Raw genomic sequence first — 21,410 nt, 5'->3', positions numbered from 1 at the left:
AGCCCCGTGACAGGACCGGCGCCTACGTCCCTGCGCCCCGAACATCCCGTCGCCCGACCGCTCGCACAGCTGGCCAGGGAGTTCGGGCTGGAATGGCGCGGCGATCTCGATGCTGTCGAGGTCACCGGAGTCGCACTCGCGACGACGGCGATCGAGCCAGGAGACCTCTATGTCGGCGTGCCAGGGCGCAACGCCCACGGCGCGAGCTACGCGGCCAAGGCCGCTGAGGCCGGCGCCGTCGCGATCCTGACCGACGAGGAGGGAGCGGAGCTTGCGGCAGACAGCGGCCTGCCCGTCATCGTCACCCAGGATGCGCGTGCAGCGCTCGGCGCTGTCGCCGCGTGGATCTACCGCACGGACGAGAACGCGGCGACGCTGTTCGGCGTCACCGGCACCAACGGCAAGACCAGCGTCGTGTACCTGCTGAACGCGATCCTCGGCCAGCTGGGCGTCGTCTCCGGCCTCAGCTCCACCGCGGAGCGCAGGATCGGCAGCACGGCGATCACCAGCAAGCTGACCACCCCGGAGGCGAGCGAGTTGCACGCCCTCCTGGCCAGGATGCGCGAGGAGGCCGTCCGGGCCGTCGCCATCGAGGTCTCGGCGCAGGCGCTCAGCCGCCACCGCGTGGACGGGATCGTCTTCGACGTCGTCGGCTTCACCAACCTGAGCCACGACCACCTCGACGACTACGACGCGATGGACGACTACTTCGCGGCGAAGCTCGAACTGTTCCAGCCCGACCGCGCGCGCCGCGGCGTCATCACCGTCGACTCCGACTGGGGCCGCGCCCTGGTCGAGCAGTCGCGCATCCCGGTCACCACGCTGTCGACCTCGCCCGGCGCCGACGCGGAGTGGACCATGACCGTCACCGACGAGACGCTGGAGCACACCGGGTTCGTCCTGGAAGGCCCGGAGGGCGCCAGACTCGAGTCGCGGGTTCCGCTACTCGGCGCGTACATGGCGGCGAACGCGGCGCTCGCGATCATCATGCTGGTGGAGTCCGGCTACGACCTGCACGCCATCGGAGCAGCCCTCGACCGCGACGGCGGCATCGACGCGTACATCCCCGGCCGCGCTGAGCGCATCTCCGGAGACCGCGGCCCCGTCGTGTTCATCGACTACGGCCACAGCCCCGACGCCTTCCTGTCCACCCTCAGCGCGCTGCGCAAGGTCAGCGAGGGCAAGATCGTGATGGTCTTCGGCGCGGACGGAGACAGGGACACCACCAAGCGCACCGACATGGGGGCCATCGCGGCCAGAGGGTCGGATGCGGTGGTCATCACCGACTTCCACCCGCGCTGGGAAGACCCGGCGGCCATCCGCCAGACGCTCCTCGACGGAGCGCGCGGAGCCGTCCCCGACCTGGAGCTGTACGAGGTCGCCGACCCCCGCGCCGCCTTCCGGACCGCCCTCTCCCTCGCCGGAGAAGGGGACGTTGTGCTCTACGCGGGCCCAGGACACGAGGACTACCAAGAAGTAGCGGGGGAGCGCATCCCGTATTCGGCACGCGACGACGCCAAGCTGGCGCTCCGAGAGGCAGGGTGGCTCTGATGATCGGCCTGACGCTGGCGGAGATCGCCTCCGCCACCCGTGGCTCCCTCGTGCTCGACGGCACGGGAGCGACCGAGGAGACCGTCGTCGACGGGCTCTCCACCACCGACTCCCGCGAGGTCGTCGACGGCACCATCTTCTATGCCAAGCGCGGCGAGTTCACCGACGGGCACCTGTTCGTGCCGCAGGCGGTGGATGCGGGAGCATCGCTCATCGTCGTCGACCACGCCCTCGACACCGCGGAGTGGAGCCGTCCGGTTCCGCAGCTGGTGGTGGAGGACACCGTCGTCGCGCTCGGCGACCTCGCGACCGAGGTGATCGCGCGCGTCCGTGCCCTCGGCCTGCTGAAGATCGTCGGCGTCACCGGCTCGAACGGCAAGACGACCACCAAGAACCTGCTCCGCGAGATCCTGGAGCCGGTCGGCCCGACCATCGCGCCGCGCGCCTCGTTCAACAACGAGGTCGGCGCTCCCGTCACCATGCTCGAAGTGACCGAGCAGACCGAGTTCCTGGTGGCGGAGATGGGCGCGAGCGGCATCGGCGAGATCGCCAGGCTCGTGCGCATGGCTCGCCCGGACATCGGCATCGTGCTCAAGGTCGGGCTCGCCCATGCCGGGGAGTTCGGCGGCATCGAGGCCACCCTCGCCGCGAAGACCGAGATGGTCAGCGACCTGCTCGACTCCGACGTCGCGATCCTGAACCTGGACGACCCGCGGGTCGCGTCGATGGCCGACAAGACCGTTGCGCGCGTCCTGTGGTTCGGGCTGGACGAGCGTGCCGACGTGCGTGCGACCGGCATCGTGTCCAGCGCTCGCGGCACGTCCTTCGAGCTGCACCTGCCGAACGGCGAGAGCCGTGCCGTGCAGTTCCGCGTGCTCGGCGAGCACCACGTGATGAACGCCCTCGCCGCCGCTGCTGCCGCGCACACGCTCGACGTCGGCATCGACGCGATCGTCACCGGGCTGCAGAACGTGACCCGTGCAGAGCGCTGGCGGATGGAGGTCATGGGAGGAGCCCGCGGCGTCACCGTCATCAACGACGCGTACAACGCGAGCCCGGACTCGATGGCCGCCGCCCTCAAGACCCTCGCGCAGATCGCGGAGCCCGGCGGACGCACCGTCGCCGTGCTCGGCGAGATGAGCGAGCTGGGCGAGTTCTCCGGCGAGGAGCACGACAGGATCGGTCTGCTCGCCGTGCGCCTCAACATCGACCAGCTGATCGTGGTCGGCCCCGCCGCGCGCCGGATGCACATCTCGACCATCAACGAAGGGTCGTGGGATGGCGAATCCAAGTACTTCGACACGCCGGACGCCGCCTTCGAGCACCTCCAGGGCTCCCTGGGCGCGGGCGACACGGTGCTCGTGAAGTCGTCGAACTCCGCAGGGCTCCGCTTTCTGGGCGATCGACTGGGAGAATTGTTCTCGTGAGAGCTCTGCTGACATCCGGTGCGCTGTCGATGGCGTTCACCCTGTTCCTCACACCCGTCTTCATCCGGTTGTTCCGCCGCCTGCAGTGGGGCCAGTTCATCCGCGACGACGGACCGCAGAGCCACCACGCCAAGCGCGGCACCGCCACCATGGGCGGCATCGTCGTCATCCTCGGCACGCTGTTCGGCTACTTCGTCGCCCTGCTGTTGACCGGCGACGGCACGAGTGTGTCCGCACTGCTGGTGCTGTTCCTCATGGTGGGGCTCGGCGTCGTCGGCTTCATCGACGACTTCCTCAAGACGAGACGTGAGCGCAGCCTCGGCCTCACCGGCTGGGCCAAGGTCGCCGGCCAGGTGGTCGTCGCGACGGTGTGGGCGTTCCTCGCGATCATGTTCCCGAACGGCAACGGGGACACCCCGGCCACGATGAGCGTCTCGCTCATCCGCGACCTGCCGATCGACTTCATGTCGATCACGAAATTCGGCGCCATCGGCGTGATCGTCGGCTACGGGCTGTACCTGATCTGGATCAACTTCATCGTGGCGGCCACGTCCAACGGCGTGAACGTCACGGACGGTCTCGACGGGCTGGCGTCCGGCGCATCCATCCTCGCCATCGGCGCGTACATCATCATCGGCTTCTGGCAGTCGATCCAGTCCTGCTCCAACATCAAGCTCGATCCGGCGAACGTCGCCAAGTGCTACGACGTGCGCGATCCGTTCGACCTGGCGATCGTCGCGACGGCCATCGTCGGCGCCGTCGTCGGGTTCCTCTGGTGGAACACGTCGCCTGCGCAGATCTTCCTCGGCGACACCGGATCCCTGGCCCTCGGCGGCGCCGTCGCCGCCCTTGCGATCCTCAGCCGCACGGAGCTGCTGCTGGTCCTCATCGGCGGCCTGTTCGTCATCGAGGCCGGTTCGGTGATCGTGCAGCGCGCGTACTTCAAACTCACCCACGGCAAACGCATCTTCCTGATGAGCCCGATCCACCATCACTTCGAACTGAAGGGATGGGCGGAGGTGACGGTCGTCGTCCGGTTCTGGATCATCGGCGGCCTGCTGGTCGCGGCCGGGGTCGGAAGCTTCTACCTCGAATGGCTGGCGACGTGACGGACCTCGACGACCGCCTGGCGGCACTGAACAGCTGGCACGCGGACTGGCGCGGCCTCCGCGTCGCCGTGTACGGCCTCGGCGTGACCGGCTTCTCGGTGGCGGACACCCTGGCGGAGCTGGGCGCAGAGGTGCTCGTGGTCACGGCGAAGGCCGACGACGAGCGCGCGATGCTGCTCGAGGTCATCGGGGCGGAGCTGCTGGAGGAGTCCGACCTGAGCGCGCCGCCCGCGCGCCTGACCGAGTTCGACCCCGAGCTCGTGATCGCATCGCCCGGCTTCCACCCCGACCATCCACTGCTCGCCTGGGCGGACGGCCGCGGCACGCAGATCTGGGGAGACGTCGAGCTGGCCTGGCGTCTGCGCGACAAGGTGGGCGCGCCGGCCGACTGGATCGCCGTCACCGGCACCAACGGAAAGACCACGACGGTGCAGCTCACCGCGACCATGCTCGTCGCCGGCGGATACCGCGCCGCCCCGTGCGGCAACATCGGGATCCCGGTGCTCGACGCCATCCGCGACCCGCAGGGCTTCGACGTGCTCGTGGTCGAGCTGTCCAGCTACCAGCTGCACTGGGTGAACAGGAACGCGGGAGGGGAGCTGTCTCCCTATTCCGCCGCCTGCCTGAACATCGCGGACGACCACCTCGACTGGCACGGCTCGCTCGACGCGTACAAGGCGGCGAAGGCGAAGGTCTACCAGAACGCCCAGGTCGCCTGCGTCTACAACAAGGCCGACCTCGCGACGCGGGAGATGGTCGAGGAGGCCGAGGTGATCGACGGCGCGCGCGCCATCGGCTTCGGGCTCGACGTCCCCGGCCCGAGCGACTTCGGCATCGTCGATGGCATCCTCTGCGACCGCGCCTTCCTCGAAGACCGGTTCACGACCGCCATCGAGCTGACCACGCTCGACGAACTGCGCGAGGCCGGGCTCGCCGCCCCGCACGTCGTCGCCAACATCCTCGCGGCCAGCGCGCTCGCCCGGTCCTACGGGGTCGAGCCCATCGCCATCCGGGATGTGCTGTCCGCGTTCCGCCTGGACGCCCACCGCATCGAGCTGGTGCGCATCGAGGCCGGCGTGCACTGGGTCGACGACTCGAAGGCCACCAACCCGCACGCGGCGGATGCGTCGCTGCGCGCGTACGAGTCCGTCGTCTGGGTGGCGGGCGGCCTGCTCAAGGGCGTCGACATCGACGAGCTGGTCCGCGCCCACGTCGGTCGTCTCCGCGCCGTCGTGCTGATCGGCGTCGACAGGGATGCGCTGCGCTCGGCATTCGCGCGACACGCCCCCGGCCTGCCCGTCTACGAGGTGGACGCCGACGAGACTGATGATGTGATGCCGACGGCGGTCAGGCTGGCCGGCGGCGTCGCACAGGCGGGGGACACCGTCCTCCTCGCTCCTGCTGCGGCGTCGATGGACCAGTTCTCCGACTACGCAGAGCGAGGCCGCCGCTTCCAGGCGGCCGTCAACGAGTTCTTTGGAGGTGAGGCGGGTGACCAATCCGCCTCGCACCCTGGAGAGGCCTGATCTCGGGAAATCCGGAGCCTCCTCGTCGAAGCTCGCCGGTCTGACGGCACGGATCTCGCTCGGCAAAGCCGTCCAGGCCGAATCGGCCAACTACTTCCTGCTGCTCGGCATCACCCTGTTCATGGTGGTGTTCGGCCTGGTGATGGTGCTGTCGTCGTCGTCGGTCGAGTCGCACAACGACACGGACAACTTCTTCTCCCGGTTCTGGTCCCAGGGCGCGTACGCGCTGATCGGCCTGCCGCTGATGTTCCTCGTCTCGCGCCTGCCCAGCAGGTTCTGGAAGAAGACCATCTGGTTCTTCCTCGCCATCGCCTGTTTCCTGCAGCTGCTCGTGCTCTTCACCCCGCTCGGGATGGAGATCGGCGGCAACCGCAACTGGCTGAAGGTCGGATCGCAGACCCTTCAGCCGTCCGAGGCGATCAAGGTCGCGCTTGTCGTCTGGCTGGGCGTGGTGCTGGCCCGCAAGAAGGACATGCTCTGGCAGTGGAAGCACGTCGCCGTGCCCGTCGTGCCGATCGGCGGAGGCGCCATCCTGCTCGTCACCCTCGGCGGCGACCTGGGAACGACCATGATCATGGCGGCCATCGTGCTCGGCGCTCTGTTCTTCGCCGGTGTGCGGCTCAGGCACTTGGCCGTCGGGACGCTCGGGATCGCCGTGCTCGCGTTCCTCGTCGCGATCTCCAGCGAGTCGCGGCTCGGCCGCATCGCCGCGCTCTTCGGCGGATCGTCCGCGGCCAACCCCGACGTCAACTGGCAGATCGACAACGGCTTCTACGCGCTCGCCTCCGGCGGCGTGTTCGGCGTCGGGCTGGGAAACTCCCACTCCAAGTGGTCCTGGCTCCCCGCGGCGGACACCGACTTCATCTTCGCGATCATCGGCGAGGAGCTCGGACTCATCGGCGCGGCGGTCGTGCTCATCCTGTTCGTGCTGCTCGCCATCGTGTTCCTGCGCATCATCCACGCCTCCACCGACCCGTTCGCGCGGGTGACGACGGCGGCGATCATGGTGTGGCTGATCGGCCAGGCGTTCGTGAACATCGCGGTCGTCCTGGGGGTGATCCCGGTGCTCGGCGTGCCACTCCCACTGATCTCTGCGGGAGGCACTGCGATGATTAGTTCCATGATCGCCATCGGTATCGTCCTGTCCTTCGCCCGGGAGACCGGCCGGGAGGCGCGCCGCGAGCGCGTCGCGAACGGCTCGGCGGAGTGACCAGCTACCTTCTGGCCGGCGGGGGAACCGCCGGCCACGTGAACCCGTTGCTCGCCGTCGCCGACCGGCTCCGCCGCGACGATCCCTCAGCGGAGGTGCTCGTGCTCGGCACGGCGGAGGGCCTCGAAGCCCGGCTGGTGCCCGACCGCGGGTACGAGCTCGCGACCATCCCGAAGCTGCCGTTCCCGCGGAGGCCGAACGCTGCGGCCCTGCGGTTCCCCGGCGAGTACCGCAAAACGATCCGCACCGTGACCTCCCTCATCCGGGAGCGCGGCATCGACGCCGTCGTCGGCTTCGGCGGATACGCGTCGGCTCCCGCATACTCCGCGGCGCGGAAGGCCGGTGTGCCGCTGGTGCTGCACGAGGCGAATGCGAAGCCGGGGCTCGCCAACCGGCTCGGCGCCCGGTACACCTCCCACGTCGGCGTCGCGTTCGACGGCACCAAGCTCCCGCACGCCACCTTCGTCGGCATGCCGCTGCGCGTGGAGATCGAGGAGCTGGACAGGGCGGCAGCACGGCCGCTCGCCGCCGCCGAGTTCGGCCTCGACGCCGCTCGTCCGACGCTGCTCGTCACCGGAGGCTCTCTCGGTGCCCGCCGGATCAACAGGACCATCGCAGACCGTGCGGAGGCCATCGTCGCCGCCGGGTACCAGATCCTGCACATCCAGGGCGGCCGCGGCGAGCTGACGGACCCCGGCATCGAGCGCTACCGCCTGATCGAGTACTGCGACAGGATGGACCTCGCCTTCGCGCTGACCGACGTCGCGGTCGCACGCGCAGGAGCGGCGACCGTGTCCGAGTTCGCCGCCCTGGGCATCCCCGCCGTCTACGTGCCGTTCCCCGTCGGGAACGGCGAGCAGCGGTTCAACGCGGCCGGTGTCGTGCAGGCCGGCGGGGGAATCCTCGTCGACGACGCCGCGTTCCTCCCGTCGTGGGTGGATGAGAAGCTGCTCCCTCTGCTCGGCGACGGCGACGGCCGTGCCGTCGCGGAGATGGGAGCACGCGCCGCGAGCGCGGGAGTCCGTGACGGTTCCGACCGCATGGTGTCGCTCATCCGAAGCGCGCTCTAAGGCGCGTACCGTTCATACTTGATGGTGCGATTCCGTCCCGACCGAAAGCAGTTCCCGTGATCAAACCCGACCTCACCATGACGCTCCCCGACGAGCTCGGCTCCCTGCACTTCGTGGGCATCGGCGGTTCGGGCATGAGCGGCATCGCCCGCCTGTTCCTCGAGGCCGGGTACACGGTGACCGGTTCGGACGCCCGCGAGTCCGCCAACGTGCTCGCCCTCCGCGAGCTCGGCGCGACCATCGCGATCGGGCACGACGCGGCGAACGTCGGCGACGCGGACACGCTCGTGGTCACCGGTGCGCTCTGGCAGGACAATCCGGAGTACCAGCTCGCCCTCTCCAAGGGACTGCCGGTGCTGCACCGCTCGCAGGCGCTCGCCTGGCTGATCCACGGCAAGCGTCTCGTCTCCGTGGCCGGCGCGCACGGCAAGACCACCTCGACCGGCATGATCGTCACGGGTCTGCTCGGCCTGGGCGAAGACCCGAGCTTCGTCAACGGCGGTGTGATCGAGTCGCTCGGCAAGAGCTCGCAGGCAGGCTCCGGCGAACTGTTCGTCGTCGAGGCCGACGAGTCGGACGGCTCGTTCCTCCTCTACGACACGGCGGTCGCGCTGATCACCAACGTCGATCCCGACCACCTCGACCACTACGGCTCCCTGCAGGCCTTCGAGGACGCCTTCGTCACGTTCGCCCGCGAGGCGAGCGAGCTGGTGGTCGTCTCGTCCGACGACGCGGGTGCCACCCACGTCACGGCGAAGCTGCGCGCCGAGGCGCCGGACAAGCGCATCGTGACCTTCGGCGAGGCCCAGGATGCGGTCGTCCGCGTCCACTCGATCGTCACGGACGGCCCCGTCGCCTTCACGCTCTCCTACGACGGTGCGGAATACTCCGCGCAGCTGCGCGTCCCCGGCCGTCACAACGCGATCAACGCAGCCGGCGCCTTCGCCGTGCTCACCGGACTCGGCTTCGAGCCAGCAGCGTCGCTCGCCGCCATCGCCGAGTTCGGCGGCACGGAGCGCCGCTTCGAGCTGCACGGCACTGTCGGCGGCGTGAGCGTCTACGACGACTACGCCCACCACCCGACCGAGGTCGCCGCCGCCCTGTCCGCTGCGCGCACGGTCGTCGGCTCCGGCAGGATCATCGCCGTGCACCAGCCGCACCTCTACAGCCGCACCCGCCTGTTCGCGCAGGAGTTCGCGGAGACGCTCGAGACGTACGCGGACGAGACGGTCGTCCTCGACGTCTACGGCGCCAGGGAGGACCCGGAGCCCGGCGTGACGGGCGCGCTCGTCGCCGACCGCTTCGCGCATCCGGAGCACGTCGCGTTCATCGCGGACTGGCAGGCCGCCGCCGACCACACGGCCGACATCGCCCGCGACGGCGACTTCGTCATCACGCTCGGCTGCGGCGACGTCTACCGCATCGTCCCGCAGCTGCTCGACTCGCTCCGGCGCGTCCGAGAGTAGCCGTCCCGTCGTGAAGCGTCCCCAGGGGTTCGACCCGTCGGCTGTCTCCGCGCAGCCGCCGGTCGCACCGCCGACCCAGCAGGCGCCGGAGCGGAGGGCTCCGCGCAGCACGGCGACGATCGAGCCCATCCCGATCATCCCGCAGCGGGTGGATGAGCAGCCCGCCGCCCAGAAGAAGACACAGCAGACGGCGCAGCAGCCCACGCAGCAGCCGTCCAACAGCCACGCGGACGCGTACGACCGCCTTCCCTCCAACCGCGAGATCAGCCGCGAGCTGCGCCGCGCCAGGAAGGAGAGGGCGAAGGTCGAGCGCGGGGAGGTCCGCCGCTTCACCAAGCGGTCCAGGCGCAGGAAGATCGCCTGGTTCTCCGCCGCCGGCGTGGTGGTCGCGCTCGTGCTCGGTGTCGCGCTGACCGCGTTCTCCCCGCTGATGGCGCTCCGCACGATCGACGTCACGGGAACCTCCCGGCTCGACGTCTCCGCGGTGAAGAAGGCGCTCTCCGACCAGCTCGGCAAGCCTCTCCCGCTCGTCGACCAGGGGGCGATCCGCGGCGACCTCGCCGCGTTCCCGTTGATCAGGAGCTACAGCGTCGAGAGCCACCCGCCGAACACCATCGTCGTCCGGATCGTCGAACGCCAGCCGATCGGCGTACTGCAGAGCGGGAACACCTTCACCCTGGTGGATGCGGCGAAGGTGTCGATCGCGACAGCGCAGGCCAGGCAGGACGGCTACCCGCTGATCACCGCCTCCGGTGCTGCGGCGGAGCGCGACGCCAAGTCGGGATTCGCGGCGGCCGCCGAGGTGCTCGGAGCGCTTCCCGCCGACCTGCTCGCGCGGGTGGACACCATCTCGGCGACGACGGCGGACGATGTGAGCTTCACTCTGCGCGACAGCGGTGCGAAAGTGGTGTGGGGAAGCGCGGAGGACTCGGATCTGAAGGCGGCGGACCTGTCCGCCCTGCTGAAGAGCGCATCCACCGCGAGCACCTTCGATGTCTCGTCGCCGCACAGCGTGACGACGGGATAGGGCGAGATCGCCCGGATGCGTGCCGACTTTTCCGACACGCCCCGCGCGCTACGGGGGCTGAGCCCGTGCGCACCTAACGTCGAATCAAGAATTGCATACTGAGCATAACTTTAAGCCTCGACTTGAGGTTGAAGGTTCCCAGTGGAGGCCGGACGTGACATCAAACCAGAACTACCTCGCCGTGATCAAAGTCGTCGGCATCGGCGGTGGCGGCGTCAACGCCGTCAACCGGATGATCGAACTCGGGCTTCGCGGCGTCGAGTTCATCGCCATCAACACGGATGCGCAAGCACTGCTGATGAGCGACGCGGACGTCAAGCTCGACGTCGGCCGTGAGATCACCCGCGGGCTCGGCGCCGGAGCGGACCCCGAGGTCGGCCGCCGCGCGGCGGAAGACCACGCGGAGGAGATCGAGGAAGCGCTCGCCGGCGCGGACATGGTCTTCGTCACCGCGGGCGAGGGCGGCGGAACCGGCACGGGCGGCGCGCCCGTCGTCGCGCGCATCGCCAAGTCGATCGGCGCGCTCACCATCGGTGTCGTCACCAAGCCGTTCGGCTTCGAGGGCAAGCGCCGCTCGGAGCAGGCGGAGGCCGGTGTGCAGCGCCTGAAGGAAGAGGTCGACACCCTCATCGTGGTGCCGAACGACCGGCTGCTGGAGATCAGCGACCGCGGGATCAGCATGCTCGAGGCGTTCTCCACCGCCGACCAGGTGCTCCTCGCCGGTGTCCAGGGCATCACCGACCTCATCACCACCCCGGGCCTCATCAACCTCGACTTCGCCGACGTGAAGTCGGTCATGCAGGGCGCGGGCTCCGCGCTCATGGGCATCGGCTCCTCGCGCGGCGCCGACCGTGCCATCAAGGCGGCGGAACTCGCCGTGGCGTCCCCGCTGCTCGAAGCGAGCATCGACGGAGCCCACGGCGTGCTGCTCTCCATCCAGGGAGGCTCGAACCTCGGCATCTTCGAGATCAACGACGCCGCGCGTCTGGTCCAGGAGGCCGTGCACCCGGAGGCCAACATCATCTTCGGCGCCGTCATCGACGACACCCTCGGTGACGAGGTGCGCGTGACGGTCATCGCCGCCGGTTTCGACGGAGGGGAGCCGAACGCCAAGACGCAGCTCGCCGAAGCGCGCCGCACCACCTTCGTGGAGGCCGGAGACGACGACGGACTGGCGAGCACCGCGGCGCTCGACGCCGAGGACATCCCATCCCCGTCCACGGACGCCTGGTCGGCGGGGGAGAGCCCCGTGTCCGACGCCGCGCCCAAGGACCCAGCCTTCGACGACGAGAATGACGACCTCGACATCCCCGACTTCCTCAAGTAGCCCGCTCGCCGAGCGGCTCGGCGCCGTGCGGGCCGGCATCGACGATGCCGCCCGCGCCGCCGGGCGTTCGCCGGAGGAACTGACGACGATCGTCGTCACCAAGTTCCATCCGGCGTCGCTCGTGCGCGAGCTTGCCGGGCTCGGCGTGCACGACGTGGGGGAGAACCGCCACCAGGAGGCGCAGGCCAAGGCGGCGGAGCTCGCCGACCTCCACCTGCGCTGGCATTTCGTCGGGCAGCTGCAGAGCAAGAAGGCGAGGCAGGCGCGTGCGTACGCGTCCGTCATCCACTCGGTCGACCGCGTGTCGCTGGTGGATGCTCTGCGCTCCGACGAGTCGGACGTCGACTGCTTCGTGCAGCTCAACCTCACCGACGACCCGGCACGCGGCGGCGTCGCCGACCGCGATCTCGAACCGCTGGTCGACCACGTCCTCGCCACACCGGGGCTGCGTCTGCTCGGTGTGATGGCCGTCGCTCCGATCGACGAGCAGCCGAGGCGGGCGTTCGAGCGCGTCCGGCTGGCGAGCGAGCGTGTTCGCCGGATCGCGCCGGATGCGGTGAGCATCTCCGCCGGGATGTCGCAGGACTACGCGGACGCCATCGCGGAAGGGGCGACACACCTTCGCATTGGCACCGCCATTACCGGGAATCGCCCGCAGCCCGGTTAATCTCGAAGAGAAAGTTCGTCGTGCCTGGAAAGCGACGGCGCACAGGTCTACACGGAGGATCGCATGTCCAACCCGCTGAAGAAGACGATGGTCTACCTCGGCCTCGCCGACGAAGAGCTCGAGTACGACGAGCAGGCTCAGGAGCAGCCGCAGCGCCAGCAGGCGCCGCAGCAGCACCCGGCMCCCGTCGCGCCCGTCCCCCACCCTGCACCGGTCGCTCCCGTGGCCGGTCGCGCTCCGGTGACCCCGCTGCGCAAATCGTCCACCGCACGGAATGTTTCGGTACAGGAAATGAACGAGATCCTCACGGTCCACCCCCGCCAGTACCGCGACGCGCAGGCGATCGCCGAATCCTTCCGCGAAGGCATCCCGGTGATCATCAACCTGTCGCAGATGAGCGAAGGAGACGCGCGCCGCCTGATCGACTTCGCCAGCGGCCTCTCGCAGGGCCTCTACGGCAAGATCGAGCGCGTGACGCCGAAGGTCTTCCTGCTGTCCCCGTCGCACGTCGTCGTCTCCGGCGAGCACGGCGGCCAGGACGCGGAGGTCGACGCCTCCTTCTTCGCCCAGGCCTGAGTCCTCACCCACGCCTGAGCCCGCTTCGCCGAGAGCGAAACGATAGCCGCAGACACTCCGAGAGCGCGCCGTTCCCAGCTGGGGCGGCGCGCTTTCGTCCATACTGAGACTCGTGTTTGTCCTCGCGATCGTCGCCACTGTGGCGTACTACCTGCTCCTGATCTATTTCTTCGTGCTCTGGGCGCGCTTCGTGCTCGACCTGGTGCGGACCTTCAGCAGGGGATGGCGCCCCCGCGGCTTCGGCCTGGTGCTCGCGGAGTCCGCATACGTCGTGACGGACCCGCCGATCAAGTTCTTCCGCAGGATCATCCCGCCGCTGTCGATGGGGCCGATCGCGATCGATTTCGGCTGGAGCCTCACCATGCTGGTGGTCATTATCGGCCTGTACGTGACTGTCGGACTTACCTGAGAGTCGGTCGCCAGTCGGGCGTTGCTCGGGATGTAGTGTTGACGAGCCGACGACCGATGAGCGACGGCGGAGTGCGCACCCCCAGCGCTCTTTGCTAGCGTTGGCTGAACGCAATTTTTGTTCGTACCCCAAGATCTAAGGTGGCTTGCCATGGCGCTGACTCCGGAAGATGTAGTCAACAAGCGGTTCCAACCGACGAAGTTCCGTGAGGGCTATGACCAGGACGAGGTCGATGACTTCCTCGATGAGGTCGTCGTCGAACTGCGTCGTCTGAACCAGGAGAACGAGGAGCTCAAGCAGCGCCTCGTGGCGAGCGATTCGCGCATCGCCGAACTGCAGCGCAGCGGTGGTCAGGGCGGCGCAGCCCCGGCTCCCGTCGCGGCGGCCCCCGCGGCCGACAACGGCGAGGTCGCTCGCCTGCAGAAGGAGAACGAGGAGCTCAAGCAGCGCCTCGCGGAAGCGCAGCAGGCCGCTCAGGCCGCCCCCGCGATCGCAGCGGCTCCCGTCGCAGCGGCAGCGGCAGCGGGCGGGGCATCGGCCGCGTACACCGCGCCGGACGCCAACGCCTCCGACCCGAACAGCACCAACAACCTCCTGCAGCTGGCTCGCCGCCTGCACGAGGAGCACGTGCGCGAGGGCATCGAGAAGCGCGACTCGCTGATCGCGGAGGGGCACGCCACCGCCGCCCGCATCGTCGCAGAGGCCGAGTCGAAGCAGCGCGCGCAGATCAGCGCCCTCGACCAGGAGCGCACGGCACTCGAGAGCCGCATCGACGGCCTCCGCTCGTTCGAGCGCGAGTACCGCGAGAAGCTGAAGGGCTACATCGAGGGCCAGCTCCGCGACCTCGAGAGCTCGTCGGTCTCCGGCACGGGCAGCTACGCAGCGCAGCGCGCCGGTTCGCAGGACGCGTCGGCCAACGTCAACTCCGGTGCGGTCCCCGCCCCGGTCTCCGCCAACGCAGGCGACAACGCCAGCGGCCAGGACCAGGGCCAGCAGCCCCCGGTCTTCCCCGGCTTTGGAGGCTAGTACCTCCCGCGCCAAGGTCAGCATCCGGGCCTTGGCGGTCCTCGGCGTCGTCGCGCTCGTCGTGTACCTCGTCGACCAGATCGCCAAGGTCCTGGTGGTGCAGAACCTGTATGAGGGTCAGCGGGTCGAGGTGCTCGGCCAGCTGTTGCAGTTCAACTTCGTCAAGAACGCGGGAGCTGCGTTCTCCATCGGCAGCGGGTCCACCTGGATCTTCTCCATCGTGGGCGTCGGTGTCCTCGGCTTCGTGATCTGGTACGCCCCGCGCATCCGGTCAGCGGCCTGGGCGGTCCTGTTCGGTCTGCTGCTCGGCGGCCTGCTCGGCAACCTGACGGACAGGCTCTTCCGGGAGCCGGGCTTCGGGGTCGGCCACGTGGTCGACTTCCTGCAGATCCCGCTCCTGCCGGCGATCTTCAACCTCGCCGACGTGGCCATCGTGTCGAGCATGGTGCTGTTCCTGATCCTCACGATCCGCGGCATCGGCCTGGACGGCAAGCGCACGGACGACGAAGAGGAGGCGGAGGCGGAAGCCGTCGCCGCCGAGGCGGAGCCCGACCCGCACGACAAGCCAGCCGGCTAGCCATGGAATCCCGGAGTTTCCCCATCCCGGACGGCCTCGAAGGCTCCCGGGTGGATGCGGGCCTCGCCAAGCTCCTCGGCTTCTCCCGCAGCTTCGCGGCCGAGATCACCGAGGCGGGCGGCGTGAGCGTCGACGGCCGCCAGGTCGACAAGTCCGACCGGCTCTCCGCCGGGAGCTGGCTCGAGGTGAGCTGGCAGCCGAAGACCGAAGTGAAGATCGTCCCGATCGCGGTGCCAGAGCTCACGATCGTGCACGACGACGACGACATCGTCGTGATCGACAAGCCCGTCGGCGTCGCAGCGCATCCGGCAGCCGGCTGGGAGGGACCGACGGTGCTCGGCGCCCTCGCCGCCGCCGGCTTCCGCATCTCCACCTCCGGTGCCGCGGAGCGGGCGGGCATCGTCCACCGGCTCGACGCCGGCACGAGCGGCCTGATGGTGGTCGCCAAGTCCGAGCGGGCGTACACGCACCTCAAGAGGGCGTTCCACGACCGCACCGTCGAGAAGATCTACCACGCGGTCGTGCAGGGTCACCCCGATCCGCTGGTCGGCACCGTGGATGCGCCGATCGGCCGCCACCCGAAGTCCGACTGGAAGTTCGCGGTCGTCGCCGGCGGGAAGCCGTCGGTGACGCACTACGAGACCATCGAGGCGTTCCCGTCCGCCAGCCTGCTCGAGGTGCACCTGGAGACCGGGCGCACCCACCAGATCCGGGTGCACATGGCTGCCCAGCGGCACCCCTGCGTCGGCGACGCCATGTACGGCGCAGACCCGACGCTGTCGGCCAGGCTCGGCCTCACCAGGCAGTGGCTGCACGCCGTGCAGCTCGCGTTCGAGCATCCGTCGACGGGGGAGTGGGTGACCTTCACCACGACATACCCGGAGGATCTGCAACACGCTCTCGACGTGCTCCGCGCGTCGTAGGTCCGACGTAGTCTTAAGCCCTCACCTCGACCCGGAGAAACAGTGCCGACCGACTCCTTCGTCCATCTCCACGTCCACAGCGAGTACTCGATGCTCGACGGTGCAGCGCGCATCAAACCGCTCGTCGACGCCGCCGTCGAGCAGGGCATGCCCGCCGTCGCCGTCACCGACCACGGCAACATGTTCGGCGCCTTCGACTTCTGGCGCACCGCCACCGAGGCCGGCATCAAGCCGATCATCGGCACGGAGGCGTACCTCACGCCGGGCACGCACCGCACCGACCGCACCCGCATCCGGTGGGGGGACGGTGGCGGCGACGACGTCTCCGGCTCCGGCGCGTACACGCACATGACGATGTTCGCGGCCACCACGGAGGGGATGCACAACCTCTTCCGGATGTCGTCGCTCGCGTCCACGGAGGGCTACTACTTCAAGCCCCGCATGGACAGGGAGCTGCTGAACCGCTACTCCAAGGGCATCATCGCCACCACGGGCTGCCCGTCCGGCGAGGTGCAGACCAGGCTGCGTCTCGGCCAGTACGAGGAGGCGAAGAAGGCGGCCGCCGAGTTCCGCGACATCTTCGGCAAGGAGAACTTCTTCGCCGAGATCATGGATCACGGGCTCGGCATCGAGCGCCGCATCATGGCCGACCTCATCCGGCTGGCGAAGGAGCTGGACATCCCGCTCGTCGCCACCAACGACCTGCACTACACGCACGCCGCAGACGCGAAGAGCCACGCCGCGCTGCTCTGCGTGCAGTCCGGCTCGACGCTCGACGACCCCAACCGGTTCAAGTTCGACGCCGACGAGTTCTACCTGAAGAGCGCGGAAGAGATGCGTCAGCTGTTCCGCGACCACCCCGAGGCCTGCGACAACACGCTCGCCATCGCAGAGCGCTGCGACGTGAAGTTCGACACCTCCGCCAACTACATGCCGCGCTTCCCGGTGCCGGAGGGCGAGACGGAGCAGAGCTGGTTCGTCAAGGAGGTCGAGAAGGGGCTGCACGAGCGCTACCCCGAGGGCATCACCGAGGAGGTCCGCAAGCAGGCGGACTACGAGATCGGCGTCATCTCGCAGATGGGCTTCCCCGGATACTTCCTGGTGGTCGCCGACTTCATCAACTGGTCGAAGCGCAACGGCATCAGGGTCGGCCCCGGCCGTGGCTCCGGTGCAGGCTCGATGGCGGCGTACGCCATGCGCATCACCGACCTCGACCCGCTGCGCCACGGACTGATCTTCGAGCGCTTCCTCAACCCCGACCGCGTCTCCATGCCCGACTTCGACGTCGACTTCGACGACCGGCGCCGTGGCGAGGTGATCAAGTACGTCACGGAGAAGTACGGCGAGGAGCGCGTCGCCCAGATCGTCACGTACGGCACCATCAAGGCCAAGCAGGCTCTCAAAGACTCCTCGCGCGTGCTCGGCTTCCCGTTCGGGATGGGCGACAAGCTCACCAAGGCGATGCCGCCGCCCGTGATGGGCAAAGACATCCCGCTCACCGGGATCTTCGACAAGAGCCACCCGCGCTACAAGGAGGCGGTGGACATCCGGGCGGTCGTGGAGAGCGACCCGGAGGCCAAGACCGTCTTCGACACGGCCCTGGGGCTGGAGAACCTGAAGCGCCAGTGGGGTGTGCACGCGGCGGGCGTCATCATGTCGTCCGACCCGCTGATCGACATCATCCCGATCATGAAGCGCGAGCAGGACGGCCAGATCGTCACGCAGTTCGACTATCCGGCGTGCGAGTCGCTCGGGCTGATCAAGATGGACTTCCTGGGGTTGCGCAACCTCACGATCATCAACGACGCCCTCGACAACATCGAGGCCAACCGCGGAGAGAAGCTCGTCCTCGAAGACCTCGAGCTCGACGACCGCGGCGCGTACGACCTGCTCTCCCGCGGAGACACGCTCGGCGTGTTCCAGCTCGACGGCGGCCCGATGCGCTCCCTGCTCCGGCTGATGAAGCCGGACAACTTCGAGGACATCTCGGCGCTCATCGCCCTGTACCGTCCTGGGCCGATGGGCGCGAATTCGCACACGAACTACGCGCTGCGCAAGAACGGGCTGCAGGAGATCACGCCGATCCATCCCGAGCTGGCCGAACCGCTCGCCGAGATCCTGTCCACCAGCTACGGCCTCATCATCTACCAGGAGCAGGTGATGGCGATCGCACAGAAGGTCGCCGGCTTCTCGCTCGGCCAGGCGGACATCCTGCGCCGCGCGATGGGCAAAAAGAAGAAGTCGGAGCTGGACAAGCAGTTCGAGGGCTTCGCGGGCGGTATGCGCGACAACGGGTTCTCGATGGATGCGGTCAACAAGCTCTGGGAGATCCTGCTCCCGTTCTCCGACTACGCGTTCAACAAAGCGCACTCCGCCGCGTACGGGGTCATCTCGTACTGGACCGCCTACCTCAAGGCCCACTACCCGGCCGAGTACATGGCCGCGCTGCTGACGAGCGTCGGAGACTCCAAAGACAAGATGGCGCTCTACCTCAACGAGTGCCGCCGCATGGGCATCAAGGTGCTCCCGCCGGACGTCAACGAGTCCAACCTCTACTTCGCCGCCGTCGGCACCGACATTCGCTTCGGGATGGGCGCCGTGCGCAACGTGGGCGCGAACGTCGTCGAGGGCGTGCGGGAGGCGCGGGAGACCAAGGGCAGGTTCGACTCCTTCCACGACTTCCTCACCAAGGTCCCGATCCACGCGGCCAACAAGCGCACGGTGGAGTCGCTGATCAAGGCCGGCGCGTTCGACTCGCTCGGCCACACCAGGCGCGCGCTCGTCGAGGTGCACGAGGACGCGGTAGAGTCCGCGGTGAAGATCAAGCGCAACGAGGCGAACGGCGATGTCGGCTTCGACTTCGACAGCCTCTGGGGCGAGGACGAGCAGACGGCGTCGCAGCACCACATCCCGGATCGGCCGGAGTGGGGCAAGCGCGACAAGCTGGCTTTCGAGCGCGACATGCTCGGGCTGTACGTCTCCGACCATCCACTGGCCGGGCTGGAACTGCCGCTTGCCAAGCTGGCGAGCACGTCGATCGCCGACCTCGTCGGCTCCGACAACATCCAGGACGGCGAGACGGTCACGATCGCCGGTCTCGTCACGAGCGTGCAGCACCGCGTGGCGAAGGCCTCCGGCAACCAGTACGGGATGATCCAGGTCGAGGACTTCGGCGGCGAGCTGACCGTGATGTTCATGGGCAAGGCGTACCAGGAGTTCTCGCCGATGCTGCAGGGCGACGCGATCGTCGTGGTGCGCGGCAGGGTCAGCCTCCGCGACGACGGGATGAACCTGCACGCGTTCAGCCTGATGACGCCCGATCTCGGTCAGAGCGTCGGCACGGGGCCCCTCATGATCACGATGCCGGATCAGCGGGCCACGACGGACACGGTCACCACCCTCGCCGAGGTGCTCGCCAGGCACCCGGGCGACAACGAGGTGCGCCTGCGCCTCGTGAAGGGCCAGGTCGCGCGCGTCTTCGAGGTCCCCAAGCCGGTCACCATCAGCGCCGACCTCTACGGCGAGCTGAAGGGCCTCCTCGGCCCCAACTGCCTCGTCTAGCGGCCGGTCAGGCGGTTTCGCCGGGGGTGAGGTAGCGGCGCTCGTGGTAGAGCAGGGCGGCGTCGTCGTCTCCGACCTCGCCGTCCTCGATCTGGACGACCACCACCGCGTTGTTGTGCACGGAGACGCGCTCGACGATGCGGCCGACCATCCAGCTGGTCACGTCTTTGATGATGGGGAGGCCGTGCGGGCCCGGGTACCAGTGGTCGCCGTCGAAGCGGAGCGCGTTGTCGCCCGCGAGCTTCTCGGCCACGGCACGGTTGCGCACGCCGAGCATGTGGATGACCACGCGGTCGGTCTCGGAGATGGCCGGCCAGCTCGATGCCGAGCGGGCGATGTTGAACGTCGCCAGCGGCGGCACGGCGGCCAGCGACGCGAGCGAGGTGGCCGTGAAGCCGACGGGGGTGCCGTCCTGTGCGAGAGCGGTGATGATCGCGACGCCCGCCGCATGCCGGCGGAACGACTGGCGGAACGCGGTCAGGTCGGGCGTGACATCCGGCTCGATGCGGTCGGACGGCCGCGGCGCCTGCTCGGGGGTCGGGTTCTGAAACTGCGGCGAACTATTCATACGTATACAACAAGCACGGGTGGGCTCCTGGGTATTCCGGGTTGCGGATAGTCTTGTCTGGTCATGATGCACACCATTGATCTCCGCGGAATCCAGCCTACCCGTGCCGCGTTCCAGCGCCTCGTGCCCCGTCCCGTCGTGGATGTGTCCGTCGCACTCGACGTCGCCTCCGGTCTGATCGACGACGTGAAGGCGCATGGTTCCTCCGCCCTCGCCGCGCAGGCGGAGCGGTTCGACGGGGGAGCGCCCGCGTCGATCAGGGTGCCGCAGGAGGACATCGACCGCGCGGTCGAGAACCTTCCCGCCGACGTCCGGGAGGCGCTCGAAGAGGCCATCGCCCGCGTGCGCGAGGCGACGGCGGCGCAGGTGCCCCCGGCCGCGGAGACCCGCATCGGACCGGGAGCAACGGTGGTGCAGCGCTGGCAGCCGGTCGAGCGCGCAGGGCTCTACGTTCCGGGCGGCAAGGCCGTCTACCCGTCGAGCGTCGTGATGAACGCGGTTCCTGCGCAGGTCGCCGGGGTCGCATCCATCGCTCTGGCCAGTCCTCCGCAGCGCGAGTTCGGGGGAGCGGTGCACCCGGCCATCCTCGGCGCGGCAGGGCTGCTCGGCATCGACGAGGTGTACGCGATGGGCGGAGCAGGCGCGATCGGCGCGCTCGCCTGGGGTGTCGAAGACATCGGGCTCGATCCCGTGCAGGTGATCACCGGACCGGGGAACATCTACGTCGCCGCCGCCAAGCGCGTCGTCCGCGGCCAGACCGGCATCGACGCCGAGGCGGGGACGACCGAGATCCTGGTCATCGCCGACGACACGGCGGATGCGCGGTTCGTCGCGGCCGATCTGGTCAGCCAGGCGGAGCACGACGAGGCGGCGGCGTCCCTGCTCGTCACCGACAGCCCCGCGTTCGCCGACCGCGTCGCCGCTGAACTGGAGACCATCGCCGCCGCCACTAAGCACTCCGAGCGCGTGCGCACCGCATTGTCCGGCCAGCAGTCGGCCATCGTGCTCGTCGACGACCTCGCCGCCGCCGCCGCGTTCAGCAACGCGTACGGTCCTGAGCACCTGGAGATCCAGACCGAGAACCCGGATGCGGTGCTCGCCAGGATCGAGAGCGCCGGCGCCATCTTCCTCGGCCCGCACTCCCCGGTGAGCCTCGGCGACTACCTCGCCGGCTCCAACCACGTGCTGCCCACCGGCGGACAGGCGCGCTTCTCGTCCGGACTCGGTGCGTACTCGTTCCTGCGCCCGCAGCAGGTCATCCGCTACGACCGGCCTGCCCTGCAGCAGGTCGCCGACCGCATCGTCGCCCTGTCCGGCGCCGAGGATCTGCCCGCCCACGGCGAGGCAGTGACCGCGCGTTTCCTCTAGAGCACCGCAGCATCCCCCGGAT

The 21,410-nt window shown here is 68.9% G+C and carries 18 protein-coding genes; 17 read left to right on the top strand and 1 reads right to left on the bottom strand.

What is annotated here, in order from left to right:
• The first annotated feature begins 6 nt into the window (after positions 1–6).
• The 16 genes from B7438_RS03160 (at position 7) to dnaE (ending at position 19,452) form a co-directional block, all read left to right on the top strand.
• Positions 7–1,551, top strand: coding sequence for a Mur ligase family protein (locus B7438_RS03160; protein ID WP_085367979.1), 1,545 nt, complete (start codon positions 7–9; stop codon positions 1,549–1,551).
• Positions 1,551–2,978 (top strand): UDP-N-acetylmuramoyl-tripeptide--D-alanyl-D-alanine ligase, encoded by a 1,428-nt coding sequence (gene murF / locus B7438_RS03155; RefSeq protein ID WP_085367977.1) that lies wholly within the window; start codon positions 1,551–1,553, stop codon positions 2,976–2,978. The genes B7438_RS03160 and murF overlap by 1 nt, the downstream gene beginning before the upstream one ends.
• The gene (mraY, locus tag B7438_RS03150; protein ID WP_085367974.1) at positions 2,975–4,087 is read left to right on the top strand and encodes a phospho-N-acetylmuramoyl-pentapeptide-transferase; all 1,113 of its coding nucleotides are present in this window, start codon (positions 2,975–2,977) and stop codon (positions 4,085–4,087) included. Before murF ends, mraY begins: the two co-directional genes overlap by 4 nt.
• Positions 4,072–5,613 (top strand): UDP-N-acetylmuramoyl-L-alanine--D-glutamate ligase, encoded by a 1,542-nt coding sequence (gene murD, locus B7438_RS03145; RefSeq protein WP_085367972.1) that lies wholly within the window; start codon positions 4,072–4,074, stop codon positions 5,611–5,613. The genes mraY and murD overlap by 16 nt, the downstream gene beginning before the upstream one ends.
• Entirely contained in the window at positions 5,579–6,823 is a 1,245-nt protein-coding gene (gene ftsW / locus B7438_RS03140; protein WP_247597088.1) for a putative lipid II flippase FtsW, read from the top strand. Before murD ends, ftsW begins: the two co-directional genes overlap by 35 nt.
• Entirely contained in the window at positions 6,820–7,893 is a 1,074-nt protein-coding gene (locus B7438_RS03135) for a glycosyltransferase (RefSeq protein WP_085367969.1), read from the top strand. The genes ftsW and B7438_RS03135 overlap by 4 nt, the downstream gene beginning before the upstream one ends.
• A 56-nt stretch (positions 7,894–7,949) precedes the next feature.
• On the top strand, positions 7,950–9,359 hold the full coding sequence (gene murC, locus B7438_RS03130; RefSeq protein WP_179150704.1) for a UDP-N-acetylmuramate--L-alanine ligase: 1,410 nt from the start codon (positions 7,950–7,952) through the stop codon (positions 9,357–9,359).
• A 10-nt stretch (positions 9,360–9,369) separates the two neighbouring features.
• Positions 9,370–10,386: an FtsQ-type POTRA domain-containing protein gene (locus B7438_RS03125; protein ID WP_085367966.1), complete on the top strand. Its 1,017-nt coding sequence runs from the start codon at positions 9,370–9,372 to the stop codon at positions 10,384–10,386.
• Between the two features lie 154 nt (positions 10,387–10,540).
• Complete coding sequence (gene ftsZ / locus B7438_RS03120) at positions 10,541–11,713, top strand: cell division protein FtsZ (RefSeq protein WP_085367964.1); 1,173 nt, start codon at positions 10,541–10,543, stop codon at positions 11,711–11,713.
• Entirely contained in the window at positions 11,679–12,380 is a 702-nt protein-coding gene (locus B7438_RS03115) for a YggS family pyridoxal phosphate-dependent enzyme (RefSeq protein WP_085367962.1), read from the top strand. Before ftsZ ends, B7438_RS03115 begins: the two co-directional genes overlap by 35 nt.
• Positions 12,381–12,443: 63 nt before the next feature.
• Entirely contained in the window at positions 12,444–12,956 is a 513-nt protein-coding gene (locus tag B7438_RS03110) for a cell division protein SepF (protein ID WP_085367960.1), read from the top strand.
• 112 nt (positions 12,957–13,068) lie between these two features.
• Positions 13,069–13,365: a YggT family protein gene (locus B7438_RS03105; protein ID WP_085367958.1), complete on the top strand. Its 297-nt coding sequence runs from the start codon at positions 13,069–13,071 to the stop codon at positions 13,363–13,365.
• A gap of 150 nt (positions 13,366–13,515) precedes the next feature.
• Positions 13,516–14,391, top strand: a complete 876-nt coding sequence (locus B7438_RS03100; protein ID WP_085367956.1) for a DivIVA domain-containing protein — start codon at positions 13,516–13,518, stop codon at positions 14,389–14,391.
• 31 nt (positions 14,392–14,422) lie between these two features.
• Positions 14,423–14,968, top strand: coding sequence for a signal peptidase II (lspA, locus tag B7438_RS03095; RefSeq protein ID WP_085367954.1), 546 nt, complete (start codon positions 14,423–14,425; stop codon positions 14,966–14,968).
• Positions 14,969–14,970: 2 nt separating this feature from the next.
• A complete protein-coding gene (locus B7438_RS03090) occupies positions 14,971–15,891 on the top strand; it encodes an RluA family pseudouridine synthase (RefSeq protein WP_085367952.1) in 921 nt (306 codons plus the stop codon).
• Between the two features lie 90 nt (positions 15,892–15,981).
• Positions 15,982–19,452: a DNA polymerase III subunit alpha gene (gene dnaE, locus B7438_RS03085; protein ID WP_373270182.1), complete on the top strand. Its 3,471-nt coding sequence runs from the start codon at positions 15,982–15,984 to the stop codon at positions 19,450–19,452.
• 7 nt (positions 19,453–19,459) lie between these two features.
• Here dnaE and B7438_RS03080 read toward each other — a convergent pair whose 3' ends face one another.
• On the bottom strand, positions 19,460–20,020 hold the full coding sequence (locus B7438_RS03080) for a flavin reductase family protein (protein ID WP_085367948.1): 561 nt from the start codon (positions 20,018–20,020) through the stop codon (positions 19,460–19,462).
• A gap of 63 nt (positions 20,021–20,083) precedes the next feature.
• On the opposite strand from B7438_RS03080, the gene hisD reads away from it, so the two are divergent.
• A complete protein-coding gene (gene hisD, locus B7438_RS03075; protein ID WP_085367946.1) occupies positions 20,084–21,388 on the top strand; it encodes a histidinol dehydrogenase in 1,305 nt (434 codons plus the stop codon).
• Positions 21,389–21,410 lie beyond the last annotated feature (22 nt).

Source organism: Leifsonia sp. NCR5 (assembly GCF_002105485.1).
GTDB lineage: Bacteria > Actinomycetota > Actinomycetes > Actinomycetales > Microbacteriaceae > Leifsonia.
The sequence above is the reverse complement of the archived record's forward strand: the minus strand, read 5'-3'. Positions and strand labels throughout refer to the sequence as shown.